The sequence below is a fragment of the Marichromatium gracile genome (assembly GCF_004343155.1).
Lineage (GTDB): Bacteria > Pseudomonadota > Gammaproteobacteria > Chromatiales > Chromatiaceae > Marichromatium > Marichromatium gracile.
In genome coordinates this window covers 211,382-231,120 of record NZ_SMDC01000004.1, presented here as the reverse complement: position 1 = coordinate 231,120, position 19,739 = coordinate 211,382, and the positions used below count along the sequence as shown (strand labels likewise).

At 68.0% G+C, this 19,739-nt stretch carries 12 protein-coding genes; 2 read left to right on the top strand and 10 right to left on the bottom strand.

Annotation, left to right across the window (positions count from 1 at the left end):
- Nucleotides 1-10 precede the first annotated feature (10 nt).
- The 4 genes from EDC29_RS08585 to EDC29_RS08570 form a co-directional block, all read right to left on the bottom strand.
- Entirely contained in the window at nucleotides 11-1,309 is a 1,299-nt protein-coding gene (locus tag EDC29_RS08585) for a methyl-accepting chemotaxis protein (RefSeq protein WP_123143086.1), read from the bottom strand.
- Between the two features lie 609 nt (nucleotides 1,310-1,918).
- Nucleotides 1,919-2,866 (bottom strand): zinc metalloprotease HtpX, encoded by a 948-nt coding sequence (locus EDC29_RS08580; RefSeq protein WP_132229433.1) that lies wholly within the window; start codon nucleotides 2,864-2,866, stop codon nucleotides 1,919-1,921.
- 55 nt (nucleotides 2,867-2,921) lie between these two features.
- A complete protein-coding gene (locus EDC29_RS08575; RefSeq protein WP_132229431.1) occupies nucleotides 2,922-3,125 on the bottom strand; it encodes a tautomerase family protein in 204 nt (67 codons plus the stop codon).
- Between the two features lie 111 nt (nucleotides 3,126-3,236).
- Nucleotides 3,237-6,104 carry a ribonucleoside-diphosphate reductase subunit alpha gene (locus tag EDC29_RS08570; RefSeq protein ID WP_132229429.1) on the bottom strand — a complete coding sequence of 956 codons (2,868 nt, stop codon included), beginning with the start codon at nucleotides 6,102-6,104 and terminating at the stop codon, nucleotides 3,237-3,239.
- 261 nt (nucleotides 6,105-6,365) lie between these two features.
- Between EDC29_RS08570 and EDC29_RS08565 the strand changes: the two genes are divergently transcribed.
- Entirely contained in the window at nucleotides 6,366-7,148 is a 783-nt protein-coding gene (locus tag EDC29_RS08565; RefSeq protein WP_123143082.1) for a c-type cytochrome, read from the top strand.
- A gap of 12 nt (nucleotides 7,149-7,160) precedes the next feature.
- On the opposite strand, the gene EDC29_RS08560 is transcribed toward EDC29_RS08565, so the two are convergent.
- The 6 genes from EDC29_RS08560 to EDC29_RS08535 all read right to left on the bottom strand — a co-directional run bounded on the left by EDC29_RS08560 (nucleotide 7,161) and on the right by EDC29_RS08535 (nucleotide 17,634).
- Nucleotides 7,161-8,969, bottom strand: a complete 1,809-nt coding sequence (locus EDC29_RS08560) for an oxygen-binding di-iron domain-containing protein (protein WP_132229427.1) — start codon at nucleotides 8,967-8,969, stop codon at nucleotides 7,161-7,163.
- Nucleotides 8,970-9,117: 148 nt separating this feature from the next.
- The gene (locus EDC29_RS08555; protein ID WP_243695640.1) at nucleotides 9,118-12,171 is read right to left on the bottom strand and encodes an efflux RND transporter permease subunit; all 3,054 of its coding nucleotides are present in this window, start codon (nucleotides 12,169-12,171) and stop codon (nucleotides 9,118-9,120) included.
- 36 nt (nucleotides 12,172-12,207) lie between these two features.
- On the bottom strand, nucleotides 12,208-12,837 hold the full coding sequence (locus tag EDC29_RS08550) for a hypothetical protein (protein ID WP_234526269.1): 630 nt from the start codon (nucleotides 12,835-12,837) through the stop codon (nucleotides 12,208-12,210).
- A gap of 27 nt (nucleotides 12,838-12,864) precedes the next feature.
- The gene (locus EDC29_RS08545; protein WP_123143078.1) at nucleotides 12,865-13,917 is read right to left on the bottom strand and encodes an efflux RND transporter periplasmic adaptor subunit; all 1,053 of its coding nucleotides are present in this window, start codon (nucleotides 13,915-13,917) and stop codon (nucleotides 12,865-12,867) included.
- Nucleotides 13,917-14,267, bottom strand: coding sequence for a S24 family peptidase (locus tag EDC29_RS08540; RefSeq protein WP_123141348.1), 351 nt, complete (start codon nucleotides 14,265-14,267; stop codon nucleotides 13,917-13,919). Before EDC29_RS08540 ends, EDC29_RS08545 begins: the two co-directional genes overlap by 1 nt.
- Nucleotides 14,268-14,346: 79 nt before the next feature.
- Nucleotides 14,347-17,634 (bottom strand): tetratricopeptide repeat protein, encoded by a 3,288-nt coding sequence (locus EDC29_RS08535; protein WP_165913468.1) that lies wholly within the window; start codon nucleotides 17,632-17,634, stop codon nucleotides 14,347-14,349.
- A gap of 310 nt (nucleotides 17,635-17,944) precedes the next feature.
- On the opposite strand from EDC29_RS08535, the gene EDC29_RS08530 reads away from it, so the two are divergent.
- Nucleotides 17,945-19,738: an ABCB family ABC transporter ATP-binding protein/permease gene (locus EDC29_RS08530; RefSeq protein WP_132229421.1), complete on the top strand. Its 1,794-nt coding sequence runs from the start codon at nucleotides 17,945-17,947 to the stop codon at nucleotides 19,736-19,738.
- Nucleotide 19,739: the final 1 nt, after the last annotated feature.

Sequence of the window (19,739 nt, the reverse complement as noted above, 5' to 3'; positions counted from 1 at the left end):
CCCCACACCCCTATTTCACCTTGTCACGTAACGCCTCGGCCGCTTCGAGAGCACTCTTCACGAGGTTAGCCGCTTCGTCGGTGGCCTGTGCTGCCTCGGCCCCATTGCGGGCAATATCCTCCACCACTGCGTTCTGCTCAGTGACGCTGGCCGCGACCGACTGCATTGAGGATCTGACTTCACCGATCTGGCGACTCGCCTCGGTCACTCGCTCCGACAAGTTGACGATCCGACCGACGTTGTCGGCGATTTGGAGGCGCGTTTCTTCGGTCTTTTCGGCAATCTGCTGCGTGGCTTCCTGGGTTTTTTGAGCCAGCTGTTTGACCTCGTTCGCCACGACCGCGAAGCCGCGCCCGTGCTCCCCGGCGCGAGCCGACTCGATCGACGCGTTCAGCGCCAGAAGGTTGGTTTGGTTGGCGATTTCTCGAATGACCGTGCTCATCATCGAGATCTGCTCGCCAACTGTTGCCAAGGCGCGTATGGCGTCGGCCGCTTCCTGTGCTTCGTCGCCGACCTGTTGCGCGATCTTTTCGACGGTGTTCACCGTAGCTACCGTAGTCTCGGCCGAGCGGCTAATCTCTAAGGTCGAGTACGAGAGCTCTTCAGCGGCGGTAGCGACGCTCTTGATGTTTCCCGAGACTTCGTGGATTGCATGAGCGGTGCTCGTCGATAGCTCTTGGACGCGATCACTGGCGCGCGACATCTGGAACTTCAGCTCCTCCTGAGGATCCACCCATTCCACGACATAAGCCGGTTGGCCAGATAAATCCTCAACGGTCTTGGTATAGACCCGGAAATGGTTCAGACCACCTCCGAAGTCTTGAGCGAATATTGTGTTCGGCTGTCCTTTGCTCAGACACGCTCTACCGCAATTTTCGGTCTTGCAGATATTGGCGCCCCACTCATGGCAAGGCCGATCGAGAAACTCGCTAAGAGGCTTGCCAAAAGCAGCCCGAACCGGATGGTTCACGTAGAGCCATCGCCATTCCTTGTCTCCCGGTTCGCCGATCGCTGTGACTGAGCAGGGTTGATCGCATGCATCCAAGATGCCCATGAAGAAACGCTCACGCTCACGTTGGATCTTTTCGAGATTTTCGAGGTGCCTTGGGATGCGTGATCGCAGGTACCACGCGGCGGTGAAACCGATCAGCACTCCGAGCGGCCAGATCCAGTCGTCGGAGAATCGCCAGAGCAGCGCGCCGAGCAGGGCAATGCCTGCAAAGGCAAGGGTCATCAGGCGGCTCAGTCGATTGATTTCATGCCGAAACTCCCGCAGTGCCGTGGGCACGGAATGGTGATCGATAACCATCGTTAATCCTCAAGGATACGAGAGAGTCATAGCGGGTCAACAAGATTACCCCGCTACCTTTGACTCTTTCTTGAAAAGGCACCTATTCAGTCAATGCGGTCTGTTTCAATGGCCCTGTGAACGGCATTCGCCTTCTTTCGGTTTTCAATACGGGGTCTACGTCTCTGCGGATATACGCTCGTGACGGGATCTTTCGTTTCGGCTATCTTCCCTGCGCAGCTTTAGCATATGCGATCTGCTCGTTCAAGACACTGCTCGCACCTGGAATCGGGAATGTGTTCGCTTTTCGTTGGTAACGCTACCGCCAATTCAGCCGGCACGACTGACGGTAAGCCGCGTGAATCAGACGCTCATGTTCAATCGCGAGCGTCCGTTTGCGTGTGATGACACCAGGGTCAGGACGATCACTTGGTCCGGGGCTTTTTGCGCGATGAGTCGCGAGCCGAATTGGCCCGGTGAGTGTGCCTTTAGTGTGGCACGCCGGGGCGTGTCGAGGCTGGATCCTATGATGGTTGACGGCCCCCGGAGGGGCGTCAAGCGTGTGGTGGCTATTTTCCTTGATCGCCGTCTGGATATCGGCCCGACATGGGAGGGCACGTGAGCGATCACTCACGACCACAGCCCCCAGAGATGAGAGCGCCGCGGTGCGGGCGCCGGGGAGAGGGGTGGGTGCAGCCCGCCGGGGCCGGTCGGCAGCCTCGGGCGAGGTGGCGCGGCGAGTGCGCGCAGTCGCTCGATGCGTGCCTCGGTCGAGGGGTGGGTCCGCAGCAGCGAAGGTTCGGGCAGGCGCCAATGGGGCGCGAGCAGCCGCTCCCAGCCGCTGCCCTGCAGGCGCTCGATGCGCGCCAGCGCACGCGCCAGTCCCTCGGGGTCGCCGGTGAGCTCGACGGCGCGCCGATCGGCCTCGAACTCGCGGCTGCGCGAGAGCGCGAACTGCGCCAGCGCGCTCAGCGTCGGCGCGAACACCAGCACCAGCAACGCCGCCCAGGGCACCTCGACCCCGCCGAGCAGCGCCAGCGGCAGCGCGATCAACACCAGCAGCTGACCGATCAGGCTCAACAGATTGGTGAGTCGGCTGACCAGATCGGCGAAGGCCATCACCCGCAGGTCGTCGTTGGCGATGTGGCCGACCTCGTGGGCGAGCACCGCGATCAGCTCGCGCTCGTCGAGCCGACGCAGGGTCATCTCGGAGACGGCGATCACCGAGGACCAGGGACCGCCGGTGGCGAAGGCGTTGACCACCCGCGAGGGGATGTAATAGAGCAGCGGCACCCGAGGCAGCCCGGCGCGCGCGGCCAGGGTCTCGAGCACCCGATAGAGCGCCGGGGCCTGATGCGGCGCGAGCAGCTGGCCGCGATAGAGCGAAAGGGCCAGACGGGGCGAGGCCAGCGGGGTGAACAGATAGAGCGCTGCCACCACCACCAGGGCGAGCAGCGCCAGATCGGGACCGCCGAGGATCCAGGCCAGGGTCGAGAGCAGGGTGGCGAGCACCGCCAGCAGCGCGGCGGTGTGTAGCTGGTTGAGTCGGCGGTGCGTGGTCAGTCGTCGGGTATCCATCACCACCTGATGATGGCGACGGAGGGCGCGGCGGACAAGCGCCGCCTCGCCGTGCTCAGCGCCCCTCGGCGCGGCGGCGTGTCACCGTCTCGCCGCCGATCCCCCAGTTGTCGGTCTCGACCTCGTCGATCACCACCACCGTGGTCTGCGGGTTCTTGTCGAGCACCCGGGCGAGCAGCTCCGTGACCCCGCTGATCAGCTCGGCCTTCTGCTCGGCGCTCGCCCCCTCGCGGGTGATCTTGATGTTGACGTAGGGCATGGTGGTCTCCTGGGCCGTTATTGATCGAGCAGTGGTCTCTTAATCCACAGCGCTTCGCGTTGACTTGAGTCGTAGGCGCGAACGGCGCCGCCGCGCCGTCCGCGCGGGTTGCTACTGGCAGGCCTCGCACTCGGGATCGTCGATGGCGCAGGCGCGTGGCGTCTGCTCGGCGGCGCCGTAGCTGCCGCCGACCGCGCTCAGGCGGTTGGCGCGCTGGTTGTCGGCGAGGGTCGATTTCTCGACATGGGTGGCGCCCTGCGAGCGCAGGTAATAGGTGGTCTTCAGCCCCCGCACCCAGGCGAGCTTGTAGAGGTTGTCGAGCTTCTTGCCGCTCGGCTCGGCCATGTAGAGGTTGAGGCTCTGTGCCTGATCGAGCCACTTCTGGCGGCGCGCGGCGGCCTCGATCAGCCAGCGCGGGTCGATCTCGAAGGCGGTGGCATAGCGCTGCTTGAGCGTCTCGGGGATGCGCTCGATCGGTTGCAGCGAGCCGTCGTAGTACTTGAGGTCGTTGACCATCACCTCGTCCCACAGCCCGAGCGCCTTGAGTTCGGCGATCAGGTCGGGGTTGACCACGGTGAACTCGCCCGAGAGGTTCGATTTCACGAACAGGTTCTGGTAGGTCGGCTCGATCGATTGACTGACCCCGACGATGTTGCTGATGGTCGCCGTCGGCGCGATCGCCAGACAGTTGGAGTTGCGCATCCCGACCTCGCGCACCCGCGCGCGCAACGCGTTCCAGTCGAGGGTGGTGGTGGTGTCGACCTGGAGATACTCGCCGCGCGACTCGGCGAGCAGGGCGATGCTGTCGATCGGCAGGATGCCCCGGCTCCACAGCGAGCCCTCGAAGCTCGGATAGCGCCCGCGCTCGGCGGCCAGCTCGCAGCTCGCCTCGATCGCGTAGTAGCTCAGCACCTCCATGCTGCGATCGGCGAACTGCACCGCCTCGGGGCTGGCGTAGGACAGCCCGAGACGATGGAGCGCGTCCTGGAAGCCCATGATGCCGAGCCCCACCGGGCGGTGGCGCCGATTGGCCTCGCGCGCCTGGGGGACGTTGTAGAAGTTGTAGTCGATGACGTTGTCGAGCATGCGCATGGCGGTGCGCACGGTACGGCGCAGCCGCTCGAGGTCGAGCCCCTTGGCGGTGACGTGGGCGGCGAGGTTGACCGAGCCGAGGTTGCACACCGCGATCTCCTCGTCGCTGGTGTGCAGGGTGATCTCGGTGCACAGGTTGGAGCTGTGCACCACCCCGGCGTGCTGGTTGGTGTAGCGCAGGTTGCAGGGGTCCTTGAAGGCGATCCAGGGGTGGCCGGTCTCGAACAGCATGCCGAGCATCTTGCGCCACAGATCGACCGCCCTGAGGGTCTTGCTCACCCGCAGCTCGCCGCGCGCGGCGCGCGCCTCGTAGTCGCAGTAGGCGTGCTCGAACGCCGCGCCGCTGAGATCGTGCAGCTCGGGGGTCTCGTCGGGCGAGAACAGCGTCCAGGGGCCGTCCTCGGCCACCCGCTTCATGAACAGGTCCGGCACCCAGTTGGCGGTGTTCATGTCGTGGGTGCGGCGGCGGTCGTCGCCGGTGTTCTTGCGCAGGTCGAGGAACTCCTCGATGTCGATGTGCCAGGTCTCGAGATAGGCGCACACCGCGCCCTTGCGCTTGCCGCCCTGGTTGACCGCCACGGCGGTGTCGTTGGCGACCTTGAGGAAGGGCACCACGCCCTGGCTCTTGCCGTTGGTGCCCTTGATGTGCGCGCCCATGCCGCGCACCCGGCTCCAGTCGTTGCCCAGGCCGCCGGCGAACTTGGAGAGCAGGGCGTTGTCCTTGATCGCGCTGTAGATGCCGTCGAGGTCGTCGGCCACCGTGGTCAGGTAGCACGAACTCAGCTGCGGGCGCAGGGTGGCGGAGTTGAACAGCGTCGGGGTCGAGCTCATGAAGTCGAAGCTCGACAGCAGCTCGTAGAACTCGATGGCGCGCGTCTCGCGATCGGACTCGTTGATCGCCAGCCCCATCGCCACGCGCATGAAGAATGCCTGCGGCAGCTCCAGGCGCACCGCGTCGCGGGTGCGGATGAAATAGCGGTCGTAGAGCGTCTGCAACCCGAGATAGCCGAACTGCAGGTCGCGCTCGGGGCGCAGCGCCGCGCCCAGCCGGTCGAGGTCGAAGCGGGCAAGCTCGGGGTCGAGCAGTTCGAGGTCGATGGCGCGTGCCACATAGGCCGCGAGATAGGCGCCGTAGCGCTCGCCGAGGTCGGCCTGGGTCTCGACCCCCTCGGCCAGCCCCAGCGCGCCCAGCGCCTCGCGGCGGAGGATGTCGAGCAGCAGCCGGGCGGCGACCTGGTTGTACTCGGGCTCGCGCTCGATCTGGGTGCGCGCGGCCATCACCAACGCCTGGCGCACGTCGCGCTCGGCCACGCCGTCGAAGAGGTTGCGCAGGGTCTCGTCGACGATCGCCTGGGGGTCGACCCAGTCGAGCCCGCGACAGGCCTCGTCGACCAGTCGGGTCATCCGCGCCAGATCGAGCGGGCGGGGGCTGCCGTCGTCGCCGGTGATGGTGAGCGCCGGGCGGGTGTCGCTCGTCGCCGGGACGGGCTCGCGGCGCTGGTCGCGGGCGCGGGCGTGCTGCTCGCGATAGAGCACGTAGGCGCGCGCCACCGGGTGCTCGCCGGCGCGCATCAGCGCCAGCTCGACCTGATCCTGGATGTCCTCGATGTGCACCGTGCCGCCGCCGGGCAGACGGCGGGTGAGGGCGGCGACGACCTGCTCGGTGAGCGCCTCGACGCGTTCGTGGACGCGGGTCGAGCCGGCGGCGCTACCGCCCTCGACGGCGAGGAAGGCCTTGGTCATGGCCACCGCGATCTTGCTCGGGTCGAAGCCGGTGACCTTGCCGTTGCGCCGGATCACCTGCAACCGGCCCGGGGTCGGACCGCCCTGGGGACCGGCTGGCGCGCGCGTCTGCTGATCCGGGCTTGCGGTGTTGTCGGCGGACATGGAGATCTCCTTGTGAGGTGTCTGTCCACGGCCGATCTGGGGGTGTGGCCGTGGTGGGGTGTGCGGGATGGCGTGTCAATATATGTGCGTTTTCTCGGGTGTCAACCACAATATATTGATGACTTGACCCGGTGGAGCATGCGCTGCGCGCGGTCCGTGTACTCCCCGGCTTGCCAAGCCGGAGCCTGCTCCCATAAGCTCGGGACGGGCTCCGCGCCCTAGGTTGCTGCGATCGTTGTCGATGACTCGCAAGGAGATGCCATGTCCCAGCCAGTGTTCGCGCGCCCGGTCCTGTGCGCGCTCGCGCTGCTCGTCGCCCCGCTGGCGTCGGCGCAGCCGGATCCGAAGTCGCTCGCGCAGGCCGAGTTCGACCGGGCCAGCCAGCTCACGCCCGATATCGAGAACGGTCGTCGGGTCTATCTGACCTGTGCCGTGTGCCACCGCCCCGAGGGCTGGGGCAGTCCCGATGGGGCCTATCCGCAGATCGCCGGTCAGCTCCCCGAGGTGGTCATCAAGCAGCTCGCCGACATCCGCGCGGGCAATCGCGACAACCCGCTGATGTATCCCTTCGCGCTGCCGCGTATCCTCGGCGGGCCGCAGAACATCGCCGATGTCGCCGCCTATGTCGCGACCCTGCCGATGACCGCCGACAACGCCCGGGGCCCGGGGGTCGATCTCGATCTCGGGCGCGAGCTCTACGAGGCGCAGTGCGCCGAGTGTCACGGCGCCGAGGGCGAGGGCGATGTCGAGCGTCTCGCGCCCCAGCTCGCCGGTCAGCACTTCCCCTATCTGATGCGTCAGTTCGAGGCGATCGCCACCGGTCGGCGGCGTAACTCGGATGCGGAGATGACCAAGCTGCTCGCCCAGTTCGGTCCGCGCGAGCAGGCCGCGGTGCTCGACTACAGCTCGCGTCTGCCGCTGCCGCCGGAGAAGGTGGCGCCGGCCGAATGGGTCAACCCCGACTTTCCGGCCTATGTGCGCGAGCCGCTCGGCATGGCGCCGCCCCCGCCGCCACCCCCACCGCCGCCGTTGCCGCCGCGCTGAGCCGCGCCGGCGTTAGCCGGCGAACACCGCGCGGTCGCGTCCGGCCTGCTTGGCGCTGTAGAGCGCCTTGTCGGCGCGCTCGACCAGGGCGTCGAGCGGCTCGCCGGCGCGGCGCAGGGCGCCGCCGATGCTCACCGTCAGACGGAGTTCGAGCCCGTCGTCGAGGACGAACAGGTGGGCGGCGATGCGTGCGCGCAGCCGTTCGGCGAGGGTCCGTCCCTGCTCGGCCGAGGCGTCCATCAGGAACAGGATGAACTCCTCGCCGCCGAAGCGCACCGGCACGTCGCCGTCGCGGATGGAGCCGTGGAGCAGGGTCGCGACCTGACGCAGCAGCGCGTCGCCGACGGGATGACCGTGGTGGTCGTTGATCCGCTTGAAGTGATCGAGGTCGAGCATCAGCGCGACGACCTGGGGACCGCCGCGGTCCTGGGCGTGGCACTGACGCTCGATGATGTCCTGCATGTAGAAACGGTTGAACAGCCCGGTGAGCGAGTCGCGGATCGAGCGCTGGTAGGTGCGGGTGCGCTCGGCCTCGATCGAGCGGTAGATCGCCTCGCGCTCGAGTACCACCTGCAGCGGCACCGTCAGCTGGGCGATGAGCTGGCGCTCGTGCGCGCCGATCTCGATCGGGTGTTCCAGATGGATATGGGCGATCGCCTCCAGCCGCTCGCTCTCGCGGGCGAACAGCGGCAGCAGCAGGCTCATCGCGCCCTCGTCACCGGTGTGACAGCAAAAGCGTTCGTCGTGGAGGGGGTGACCGTGCAGACAGCGCCCGGCGCTGTCGCCGAGCCAGCGCGTGCGGCTGATGCCGAGCAGCGCGCGCAGCCACGCCGGGACCTGCTCGGCGCGCTGCTGCTCCTGCCCGTCGGCGACCAGACCGAGCGCCTCGCCGTCGGCGAGTTCGAGATAGTAATCGATCCGCGCCACCGGCAGGCTGCGGCGCACCACCTCCAGCAGCCGCGCGGCGATGTCGTGGAAGTCGCGGCAGTAGAGCATGGTGCGGGTGATCTCGCCGAGCGTCCGGTTGAGCCGCGAGAGCCGACGGATGTCGGTGTCGACCCCGCCGGCGAAGAGATAGATCCCGCAGTCGAGTTCGCGCAGTTGCTCGATGATCGGCCCGACCAGCGGCGCGGGGATGATCGAGCCGTGCTGCGGGGCGATCAGCCTGACCGGGTGACGGGCGATCTGGTCGAGGGCGTGGACGAGGATGTCGCGGCTGGGGATGTAGTGCTCGTGGAAGGGGCGCATCGCCTCGAAGTAACCGATGTCCTCGGCCATCAGCGCCGGTGTCTCGGTGAAGCCGCCGAACAGATCGCTGGAGAACAACACCCCGGTCTCGGCGTCGAAGGTGCAGAAGGCGCCGGGGAAATGGGCATAGGGGGTGAACACGAAGCGCAGCTCGCGCTCGGGCAGCTGGAGCCGCCAGTCGTGCTCGTCGACCAGCCAGAAGGGCAGCCGCTCCAGGCCGTAGTGGCGCAACAGCGCGCTACAACGCCAGTGGGTCACCAGCACGGCGTCGGGGCGGTCGACGAGTTCGTCGATCACCGGCAGACAGGCGGTGATGTCGGGGTCCTGGTGATGACAGACGAAGTAGCGGATCGCCGAGAAGGGGATGATCTCCTCGATCTTGCGCAGCGTGGCGGCGAAGGTCAGCCGCGAGCCGGGGTCGAGCAGTACCGACTGGTCGCCCTGCTCGATGAGATAGACGTGGCACTGGAAGGGGTCGTCGGTGAGCACGTGTCCCACCCACCAGACCCGCGGGGCGATCTCGATCGCGTGGTCGGTGTCGAACCTGCGTTGGCTGGGATCGGTCTGGTGCATGGTGTGGTTTGACTCCGGAACCGGATATGTCCGCGTGGATCGGTTCCGCGACCCTGAGCCACACTCCTGGCGGAGACCCGCCCGTCCAGGCTCAATCCCTTGAACGACATCATCCCTTGCGAGACGCACGGCGACAAGCCCGGTGTGTTCACCCGCGCGCGGCGAGCCGATAGACCACCGGCACCAGCAGCAGCGAGACCAGGGTGGAGAAGGCCAGCCCGGCGACGATGGTCACCGCCAGCGGCTGGAGCATCTCCGCGCCCTCGCCGAGGGCGAGCGCCAGCGGCAGCATGCCGACCACCGTGGTCAGCGTGGTCATCAGGATCGGGCGCAGGCGCAGCCGCGCGGCGGTGAGGATCGCCGTCTCCAGCGCGTGTCCGGCGCGCCGCTCCAGCTCGATGAACTCGACCAGCACGATGGCGTTGTTGACGACGATGCCGGCGAGCATGATCAGCCCCAGCCACACCGGCATCGACACCCCCAGCCCGGTGAGCCACAGCCCCAGCACCACCCCGATCAGCGCGAAGGGCACCGAGAAGAGGATGATCAGCGGGTTGCGCACCGACTCGTACTGCACCGCCATCGCCACCAGCACCAGCAGCAGCGCCAGGGCGAGCAGGATGCGGCCCATCTCGCGGCCCTGTTGCAGGGTCTCCAGGGTGCCGCCCTCGTAGAGGCTGTAGCCCGGCGGCAGCTCGATCGTGGCGGCGGCGGCCAGCGCCGCGCCGATCGCCCGCTCCAGTCCGAGCGCGGGGTCGACCGAGGCGCTGATCTCGACCATGCGCTGCTGGCGCTCGCGCAGGATGGTCGAGGGCTGAGGCAGGAAGGCGACCTCGGCGAGATCGCCCAGGCGCAGCGCGCGGCGCGGTTCGGTGGCGCTGAACAGGATCATCGACTCCAGATCGCCGGGGGTGTCGAGCTGCTCGCGATCGAGGCGCAGCCGCAGGTCGATGGCGCGGTCGCCGTCGAGATACTCGCCCACCAGCCGCCCCTCGAGCGCATAGCGCAGCAGGGTGCCGACCGATTCGACATCGAGCCCGAAGCTCGCCGCGCGCTCGGGGTCGAGGCGGATGGCGATCTCCTGGTCGACCTCCTCGTAGCTGTGTTGCAGGTTGCTCAGCCCCTCGACGCTGCCCAACCGCTCGACCACCCGGTCGGCGAGCCGCCCCAGCTCGGCCAGGTCCGGCCCCTGGATGCGCAGGCTGAGGTCGTCGTCACCGCGGTTGAAGCGGATGCCGCGGATACCGCGGGTATAGAGGCTCACGCGCAGCCCCGGCAGCGCGCGTTCGGCGATCGCCGCGCGGGTGGCGGCGATCCAGGCGGGGGTGTCGAGCGCGCGCTCGGCGAGCGGGTCGAGCAGCACCTGGAGGCTCGCGCGGTTGGGGCTCTCGAAGCTCGAGCGGCCGAAGACGAAGCCGCCGACGGTGGTGAAGATGGCGCGCACCCCCGGCTGCTCGGCCACCACCGACTCGACGGCGCGGGTGAGCGCGTCCATGTGCTCGATGTCGACCCAGTCGTCGGCGGTGAGGCTGATGCGCACATCGCCCTCGTCGAGTTCGGGCAGGAAGCTCTGCGGCGCGGCGAGCAGCCACGGCAGGCTCGCGGCGAGCGCGACGACGAACACCCCGAGCACCGCCCAGCGCCAGCCGAGCAGCCGCCCGAGCAGTCGCGCGTAGCCCTGCTGCAGGGCCGCGACGGCGTCGTCGATGGCCGCGCGCACGCGCCCCTCGGCGGCCGCCGGGACGCGCCCGGCGAGCGCCGGTACCAGCGTCAGCGCGACCACCATGGCGGCGAGGATCGCCGCCGAGATGGTGAAGATCAGCTCCTCGAACAGCAGCCCCACCAGCCCGCCGATGAACAGGAAGGGCAGCACCGCGGCGAGGTTGGTCGAGGTCGAGGCGACGATCGCGCTGGTCACCTCGCGCGCGGCGGCGTCGGCCGCCGCCTCCGGGGCGCGCCCGGCGCGCTGGTGGCGCTGGATGTTCTCCAGCATCACGATGGTGCTGTCGACCAGCATGCCGATGCCGAGCGCCAGCCCCCCGAGGGTCATGATGTTGAAGGTCAGCCCGTTGGCGGCCATCAGGATGAAGGTCACCAGCACCGCGATCGGGATCGCCGAGCCGATGATCAGGGTGCGGCGCAGGCTGCCGAGGAACAGATAGACCACCGCCATCGCCAGCAGCGCGCCGCTGCCCGCCGCGCCGATGGCGTTGGCCAGGGACTGGCGGATGTAGCGCGCCTGATCGTCGACGCGCTCGATGGCGATGTCCTCGGGGATGCGCCGCTGCGCGGCGAGACGTTCGAGTTCCCGGTCGACGGCATCGACCACGGCGACGGTGTTGGCCAGCGGCTGTTTCTGGATCGAGAGCTTGACCCCGGGGCGGTCGTCGAGCCGGATGCGCAGCCGCTCCTCGGCCGCGCCGTCGATCACCCGCGCCACCTCGTCGAGGCGCAGCAGCGCCGTCGGGCGCTCGGCCTCGGTAAGGCGCAGCGGCAGCGCGGCGATCTCGGCGACCGACTCGAAACGCCCCTGGGCGCGGGCGCTGATCTCGCCCTCGGGCATCCGCAGCCGTCCCCCGGCGACGTCCTGGTTGGTCTCGCGCAGCCGCGCCTCCAGGTCGCGCGCATCCAGCCCGAGCGCGGCGAGGCGGTACTGATCGGCGATCACCTGCACCTCGCGTTCGAGCCCGCCGCCGACCTCGGCGGCGGCCACCCCCGGCAGGTTGAGCAGCGCCGGGGCGAGACGGTAGTCGACCCAGGCGCGCAGCGCCACCGGGTCGCGGCTGTCGGAGCCGACCACGTACTCGGCCACCGGCAACTGGAAGGGGTCGCGCTTGTAGATGATCGGCGGGTCGTCGGTGTCGGGGATGAAGCGCTTGGCGCGATCGAGCCGGGCGCTGGCGTCCTGCAACGCCTGATCGATATCGGTGCCGTAGCGGAAGGAGAGATCGACCGCGCTGCGCCCCTCGCTGGTCTGCGACTGGATGGCGATCGCCCCCTCGGTGATCGCCAGTTGCTCCTCGAGCTGCCGGGTGAACTCGTCCTCCATCACTTCCGCCGGCACGCCGGGGTCGAGCACCCGCACGCGCACGTCGGGGTAGACGATCTGCGGCAACAGGTCGATGTTAAGCCGGCTCAGCGAGAGTGCGCCGAGCACCATCACCGCGAGCGTCAGCGCCACCACCCCGATGGGGTGGCGCACCGACCAGCTCGACAGCGCCGCGACCACCGCCGCCCCTCAGCGCCCGGCGCGGGCCAGCTCGGCGGCGGCCGACTCCACCACCCGCAGCTCGCTGAGCGGGTAGGGCGGGATACCGAGGCGCTGCAACCGCGCCTGGTGCGCGGTGCAGAAGGCATGGTGGAAGGTGAGGAACAGCGGGTGGGCGATCACCTCCTGCGCCGTGGCGAGGAAGCGCAGATAGCTGCGCGCCTGCCCCATGTGATACTCCGAGGGCGGCTCGCCGAGGTGCACCGCCTCCAGCTCGCGGTCCCACAGCGAGAAGCGCGCGGGGTTGGCCAGATGGAGCAGGGTCGCGGCGTTCTCCAGCGAGCCGAGACAGGCCGCCACCGGGTCGATCAGACCGCTGCCGACCACCGCCTCGGGCGCGCGCGCGGCGTCGAAGGCGGCGATCGCCGCGCCCAGCTCGGCGGTGTCGAGGCGCAGCGCCTGCGTGCTCCAGGCGTGGGCGAGGGCGGCGCAGCGCAGGAAGGCCTCGGTGGTGTCGCTCGCCGGCGCCTGGGCGGCGCCGAGTAGCGCCGGGTAGCTGTGCAGCCGGGTGAGCGCGGGGGCGTTGGCGCGCAACCGGCTGGCGCTGACCAGCTCGACGGCCTGATAGAGACGTTCGATGTGCATCGGTGCAATAGGCATGGCTGTCGTCAGTGGCGATGGGATCACTCAGTCTGACACGACATCCACCGCCTTGCCCGCGCGCAGCCCGAGGAAACCCCGGGTGATCACCCGCTCGCCGGGGGCGAGCCCGTCGCGGATCTCCACCCGGTCCTCCACCTGCAGACCGCTGCGCACCGCGCGCCGCGCCGCGCGACCTTGCGCATCGATCAGCCAGACGAACTCGCCCTGGCGATCGCGCCGCAGCGCGTTGAAGGGGATCAGCAGCCGCGCGACCGGCGCGCTCTCGAGCCGCGCGCGCACGAACTGCCCGGCGCGCGCCCCGGCGGGGATGGGATCGAGCGCCAGCTCGACGATGCCCTGGCGGGTGCGCCGCTCCAGACTGGGATGGATGCGCAGCACCCGCGCCGGGAAGCGTTGCGCGCCGAGCGCGTCGATGCGCAGGCTCGCCGCGTCGCCGACGGCCAGATGCGGCAGCAGCAGCTCGGAGGCGGCGACCTCGGCGACCAGCGAGTCCGGGTCGGCGAGCGCGAGCAACTGGGTGTTCTTGGAGACGAAATCGCCCGGCTCGACCAGCCGCTCGGTGATCACCCCGGCGAAGGGCGCCTCGATCCGGGTGAAGGAGCGGCGCGTCTCCAGCAGCTCCAGCTCGGCGCGCGCCACCCGCAGCGCGGTGCGCGCGAGGCTCACCTCCGACTCGGAGACGGCGCGGCGCGCGCGCAGGTCCTCGAGTCGCTTGAGGTCGAGTTCGGCCTGTTCGAGGGTGGCGTGCGCCGCGGCGATCTCGGCCTCCAGCAGCCGATCGTCGAGCGCCACCAGCAACTGACCGCGCTCGACCCGGTCGCCCTCGTAGAGATCGAGCGCGGTGATCCGCCCCTCCTCCTGATTGAACACCCGCACCAACCGACGATAACGCAGCGAGCCCGGGCGCTCGTGGGTGATCGGCACCGCGCTCGGCGTCACCTGCAGCGCCGCGACCAGATGCGCCTTGGGCGCGGGCCGCGCCGCGCGCGCCTGGGAGGGCGTCTCATCGCCACAGCCGCCGAGCAGCAGCGCCAACACCAGCGGCAACGACAGCGCCGCGCGGAGAGAAGGGGACATCACTGGCCGGTGAGATCGGTGGCGAGGCTGTCGTCGTAGTGCTTGACCTGACGGCGGATGTTGCGCTGGATGATCACCCCCAGCACCGCCCACTCCAGCCCGTCGAGCCGGATCTCGGGATAGCGGGGATTGAGCGCCACCAACCGCTCGCCCGCCGCGTCGCGCCGATACTGCCGGAACCACCGCACCCCCTCGACCTCGGCGAACACATAGGCCCCGTCGACACACTGCGGCGTCGGCTCGATCACCACGATGCAACGATCGGGGAACTCGGGCGCCATCTCCTCACCCAGCACCTGAAGCGCGAACGGCTCGTGCAGGGCGCAGCCGGATTGTTCGGGAAGGGACATGGGGGCTCCTTGGTTGTGCCTGGGAGATGACGAGGCGGGGCGAGTCAGACCGCTCGTTGGGCGTGCCGATCCGCGCTTGTCACCACGTTGTCGACCATTCTATCTGTAAATCGGTAGAGATCTTTGTGTGTCTTGCGCTACTTACTTTCTTTTCCAAATAAGTGATGTTTTCTCGTGTGGCGAGCGTGTGTGGGTGATCGGGCCCGAGGATGCGGGTGTAATCGGGGAGCAGGGTCTCGAAGGCGGCGAGTGCGTCCTCGATGGCGCCGGATTTGGCTTGCCAGGAAGCGATGTTGTGGCGCGTGGTGAGCGTGTCGGGGTGATCGGGCCCGAGGATGCGGGTTTGATCGGCGAGCAGGGCCTCGAAGGCCGTGAGCGCGTCCTCGATGGCGCCGGACTCGGCTTGCCAGAGAGCGATATTACTGCGCGTTCTGAGCGTGTCGGGGTGATCAGGTCCAAGGATACGGGTGTGATCGGTGAGCAAGGCCTCGGCGGCGGCGAGCGCGTCCGCGATGGCGCCGGACTCGGCTTGCCAGTGAGCGATGTTGTTGCGCGTGTTGAGCGTGTCGGGGTGATCGGGCCCGAGGATGCGGGTTCGGTCGGCGAGCAGAGCCTTGAAGGCGGCGAGCGCGTCCGCGATGGCGCCGGACTGGGCTTGCCAGTAAGCGATATTGCTGCGCGTCCTGAGCGTGTCGGGGTGATCGGGCCCGAGGATGCGGGTTTGATCGGCGAGCAGGGCCTCGAAGGCGGCGAGCGCGTCCTCGATGGCGCCGGACTGTGCTTGCCAGTAAGCGATGTTGTGGCGCGTGGCGAGCGTGTCGGGGTGATCGGGCCCGAGGATGCGGGTTTGATCGGCGAGCAGGGCCTCGAAGGCGGCGAGCGCGTCCGCGATGGCGCCGGACTCGGCTTGCAAGGAAGCGATGTGGTTGCGCGTTTTGAGCGTGTCGGGGTGGTCGGGCCCGAGGATGCGGGTTCGGTCGGCGAGCAGGTCCTCGAAGGCCGCGAGCGCGTCCGCGATGGCGCCGGACTGGGCTTGCCAGTAAGCGATATTGCTGCGCGTTCTGAGCGTGTCGGGGTGATCGGGCCCGAGGATGCGGGTTTGATCGGCGAGCAGGGCCTCGAAGGCGGCGAGCGCGTCCTCGATGGCACCGGACTCGGCTTGCCAGGCGGCGATGTTGTTGCGCATGGAGAGCGTGTCGGGGTGATCGGGCCCGAGGATGCGGGTTTGATCGGCGAGCAGGGCCTCGAAGGCGGCGAGCGCGGCGGCGATGGCGCCGGACTCGGCTTGCCAGAGAGCGATGTTGTTGCGCGTGGTAAGCGTGTCGGGGTGATCGGGCCCGAGGATGCGGGTTTGATCGGCGAGCAGGGCCTCGAAGGCCGCGAGCGCCTCCTTGATGGCACCGGACTCTGCTTGCCAGTAAGCGATGTTGTTGCGCGTGGTGAGCGTGCCGGTGTGGTCGGGTCCGAGGATGCGGATCTGATCGGCGAGCAGGGTCTGCAGGCTGTTGAGTGCCTTTTCAAGCTTTCCCGATTCTCCAAGGGCTCGACTATAAGCTGCCCTTGCCTCGAGTAACTCAGTCGAATCCTCGTTGACCTGCAATCGCTCCAGATAGTCGCCCAGCCGGATCCGGGTCGGCAGTTCTCGTGGCAGGTCGGCCAGGGCTTGCTGGAGGGTTCGAATGGCCATCAGGGCCTCGGTGTCGGTGATCTCGCCCTTGCCCTGGTGGTGGAGCGTGAGCGTGAGCCAGGCCCGATGTTGGGTCTCGCGCTCGGTCTCTCCGGGGGCTTGGTGTCGGATCTGTTCCCCGAGGTGTCGATAGAAGGCGTCGATGTCAGGATCGAAGAGGAATTGCCCGCGCTCTTCCTCGGCGATCTGCCGCTGATCTGGCTCGTTGAAGCGACGAAGCAGGGCCTCGATGGCCCGCACCCAGCCATGGGGGATTTGGTCTGTTGTCAGGTGCTCGGCGATGCGCGTGTTGTCGGTCAGATCGCTGCAGGCCGCGATGGCCTGACCGGTGAAGCCGTTGTGCCAGGCGTTGGCGCGATCCGGGATGGCGAGCGTGGCCAGGGCGAGGGCCTGGCGGGCAGTCTCTGGTAGTTCCTCCCAGAGTGCGCGATAGAGTGCATGGACGTCGTTGTCGGGCAGGGCGTCGATCGTCTCCGGGCTGAGTTCGAGTGCGCGGCCGCCATAGCGACGCTGGAGCTTTGGCATGGTGCAGACCAGCTCCAGCGGGAGTGGGTTGTTGTAGCGCCGCGCCAGATGATCCACGACTTCGGCGGCCGTGCCTGGGTAGTAGGCGCTCACCAGCTCGGCCAGGGACTCGGTGGGGAGGGCGTCGAGAGAGGCATCAGCCGGGAAGGACGGGGGCGGTGGCTGATCATGGCGGACACGTCGGCAGCGCTGCCGCAGGGTTGCGTCCTCCAGCAGCGTGTTGAGCTGCGTGAGCCTTTCGAGTTCTCCCGGCCAGGTGCTGGTGATGATGAGGATGGCGGCGTTCGAGCGCACCAGTCGGGCCAGCAACTCTTCGACCAGTGGTGTGGCGCGGTGCAGATCCTCGACGAAGATGACGAATGGCAGTTCGGGGTGGGCGAGCCGGGTGATGAGGTTGACCGACCCGTCGATGATATCCGTCGGTTGATCCATCTCCAGGCGGCCACCGGCCTTGATGTGGGCCGCGTTGCGTCTGCCTTCGATGGCCTTGCCCGCCGTGAGTCGGGCGATTTGCGCGAGGATGCCGCCGCCTGGAAGGGTGAGTTCCAGTGCCTTTCCGATGCCGAAGCCGACGAGTTCATCAAAACCTGCCTCCATGATCGCTTTTCGGGCGCTGAGAAAGCGCGTGCGGGCCTGCTCGAGACTGGGGAAATGTCGCTCCTTGAACGAGACCGCCGCCGCCCAGGCCGCTTCCAGATAAAGGGCGTGCGTTTCGAGTTGGCGCAGATCGGTGAGCAAGGCCTCCGATGGGGTGCCGTCGCTGCGCATGTCGCAGGCGATGCCCCACCAGAAGAAGCTCGGTAGGGCATTGGGCGTGCGCTCGACCCACTTGGGGTAGACATGCTTGCGCCGCGAGCCGACCTGATCGAGCCGGGCCTGCGGAATGGTGTCGAGGATGCTGGCCGGCCAGTAGCGTTCGGGATTGCTCTCGGCCTCGCGCGCGGCGAGCCGGGCGTAGAACTCCTGGGCGACTCGCGTCTTTCCCCAGCCGGAGGGCGCCTCCAGTGAGACCAACCGGGTCTCGCCCTGTGCCTTGACCTCATCCAGCACCGAGAACAAACCGTCAACGAGCCGCATGCGCGAGGCGCCAACGAAGGGAGGTTGGGTGATAGGGTGTTCCATGACGGCGACGGCTCCCGAAATCTGTTCATCCATTGGCCTCCAGGATTCTGACCGAACAACGGGGCGTGTCACAAGACGTGTGAGGCGCCGGCCCCGACACGAAAATCCTTCGCGCTCTTCGCGACTTCGTGGTTCAAATCCGTCTCCTGCACCAACCCCGCTGGATGGGGCCGTCATGACAGCGGCTTGTCTGGCCACGCTGGAGCCCAACCGCGCTTGGCCGCATAATTGCTTCCCCTGAACGCCGGACGTGCCGGTCGGGGTCTCGTGCCCCGGCGTGGTGCGCCACGACGTCCGTTGTTCCACCTCCAGCCAAGCCGGCGCGCCGGCTCAAGCCATGCCCATGAAACGAATCTCCGCCACCGAGCGCATCCACGGCGACCGCCGTGACTGGCACAATCTGCGGGCGATGTTGCCCTTCCTCTGGGAGTTCCGGGGGCGCGCGGCGCTGGCCATCGGCTGTCTGGTGCTGGCGAAGGTGGCCAACGTCGGGGTGCCGATGCTGCTCAAGGAGATCGTCGACGCCTTCGAGCACCCCGAGGCCCAGGCGCTGGTGCTGCCGCTGACGTTGCTGCTCGGCTACGGCGCGCTCAAGCTCTCGTCCTCGCTGTTCAACGAGTTGCGCGACGTGGTCTTCGCGCGGGTGCGCTATCGCGCCATGCGTCGGCTCTCGACGCGGGTGCTGACCCACCTGCACCGGCTCTCGCTGCGCTACCACCTGGGGCGCCAGAGCGGGGCGATCAGTCGCGATCTGGAGCGCGGCACCCGCTCGGTCTCGACCATCCTCAACTATGTGGTGTTCAGCGTGCTGCCGGTGGTGGTCGAGTTCCTGCTGATCGCGGTGGTGCTGCTCGGGCAGTATGCGCTGAGCTTCACCCTGGTGACCTTCGCCACGGTGGCGGTCTATTTCGTCTTCACCTTTGCCATCACCGAGTGGCGGATGGACTACCGCCGCCAGATGAACCGGTTCGACTCGCAGGGCAACAGTCAGGCCTTCGACAGCCTGATGAACTACGAGACGGTGAAGTACTTCGGCAACGAGCGCCTGGAGCTGGAACGCTACGACGCCACCCTCGACGCCTGGGAGGGGTTGGCGGTACGCAGCCAGAACTCGATGTCGGTGCTCAACTTCGGCCAGGGGGCGATCATCTCCGTCGGCGTCACCCTGATCATGATCCTCGCCGCCCGCGGGGTGGTCGACGGCAGCATGAGCATCGGCGATCTGGTGCTGGTCAACGCCTTGTTGCTGCAGCTGTTCATCCCGCTCGGGATGCTCGGCATCGTCTATCGCCAGATCAAGTACGCGCTGGCCGACATGGATCTGGTGTTCAAGCTGCTCGAACGCGAGCCCGAGATCGAGGACGCCCCGGGCGCCCCGGCGCTGGCGCTGCGCACCGGCGAGGTGCGCTTCGAGCACGTCGATTTCCACTACCAGCCCGAGCGCGCCATCCTCCGCGATGTCGACTTCACCATCCCCGCCGGGCAGACGGTGGCGGTGGTCGGGCACAGCGGCGCGGGCAAGTCGACGCTGTCGCGGCTGCTGTTTCGCTTCTACGACCCGATCGGCGGGCGGGTGCTGATCGATGGTCAGGACATCCGCGCCGTCTCCCAGGACAGCCTGCGCGCGGCCATCGGCATCGTCCCGCAGGACACCGTGCTGTTCAACGAGAGCATCTATTACAATCTCGCCTACGGTCGCCCCGGGGCGAGCCGCGCCGAGATCGAGCAGGCCGCCGAGATGGCGCACATTCGCGACTTCATCGAGTCGCTGCCCGATGGTTGGGAGACGGTGGTCGGCGAGCGCGGGCTCAAGCTCTCCGGCGGCGAGAAGCAGCGCGTGGCGATCGCCCGCACCATCCTCAAGCGCCCGCGCATCCTGGTCTTCGACGAGGCCACCTCGTCGCTCGACAGCCACACCGAGCAGGCCATCCAGCAGACCCTGGCCGAGGTCGCCGAGAACCACACCACCCTGGTGATCGCGCACCGTCTCTCGACGGTGGTCGAGGCCGACCGCATCCTGGTGATGGAGGCCGGGCGTATCCGCGAGCAGGGGACCCACCAGCAGTTGCTCGCCGCCGGCGGTCAGTACGCGGCGATGTGGGAGTTGCAGCAGCGCGAGGGTGCGCAGTCGAGCTAGG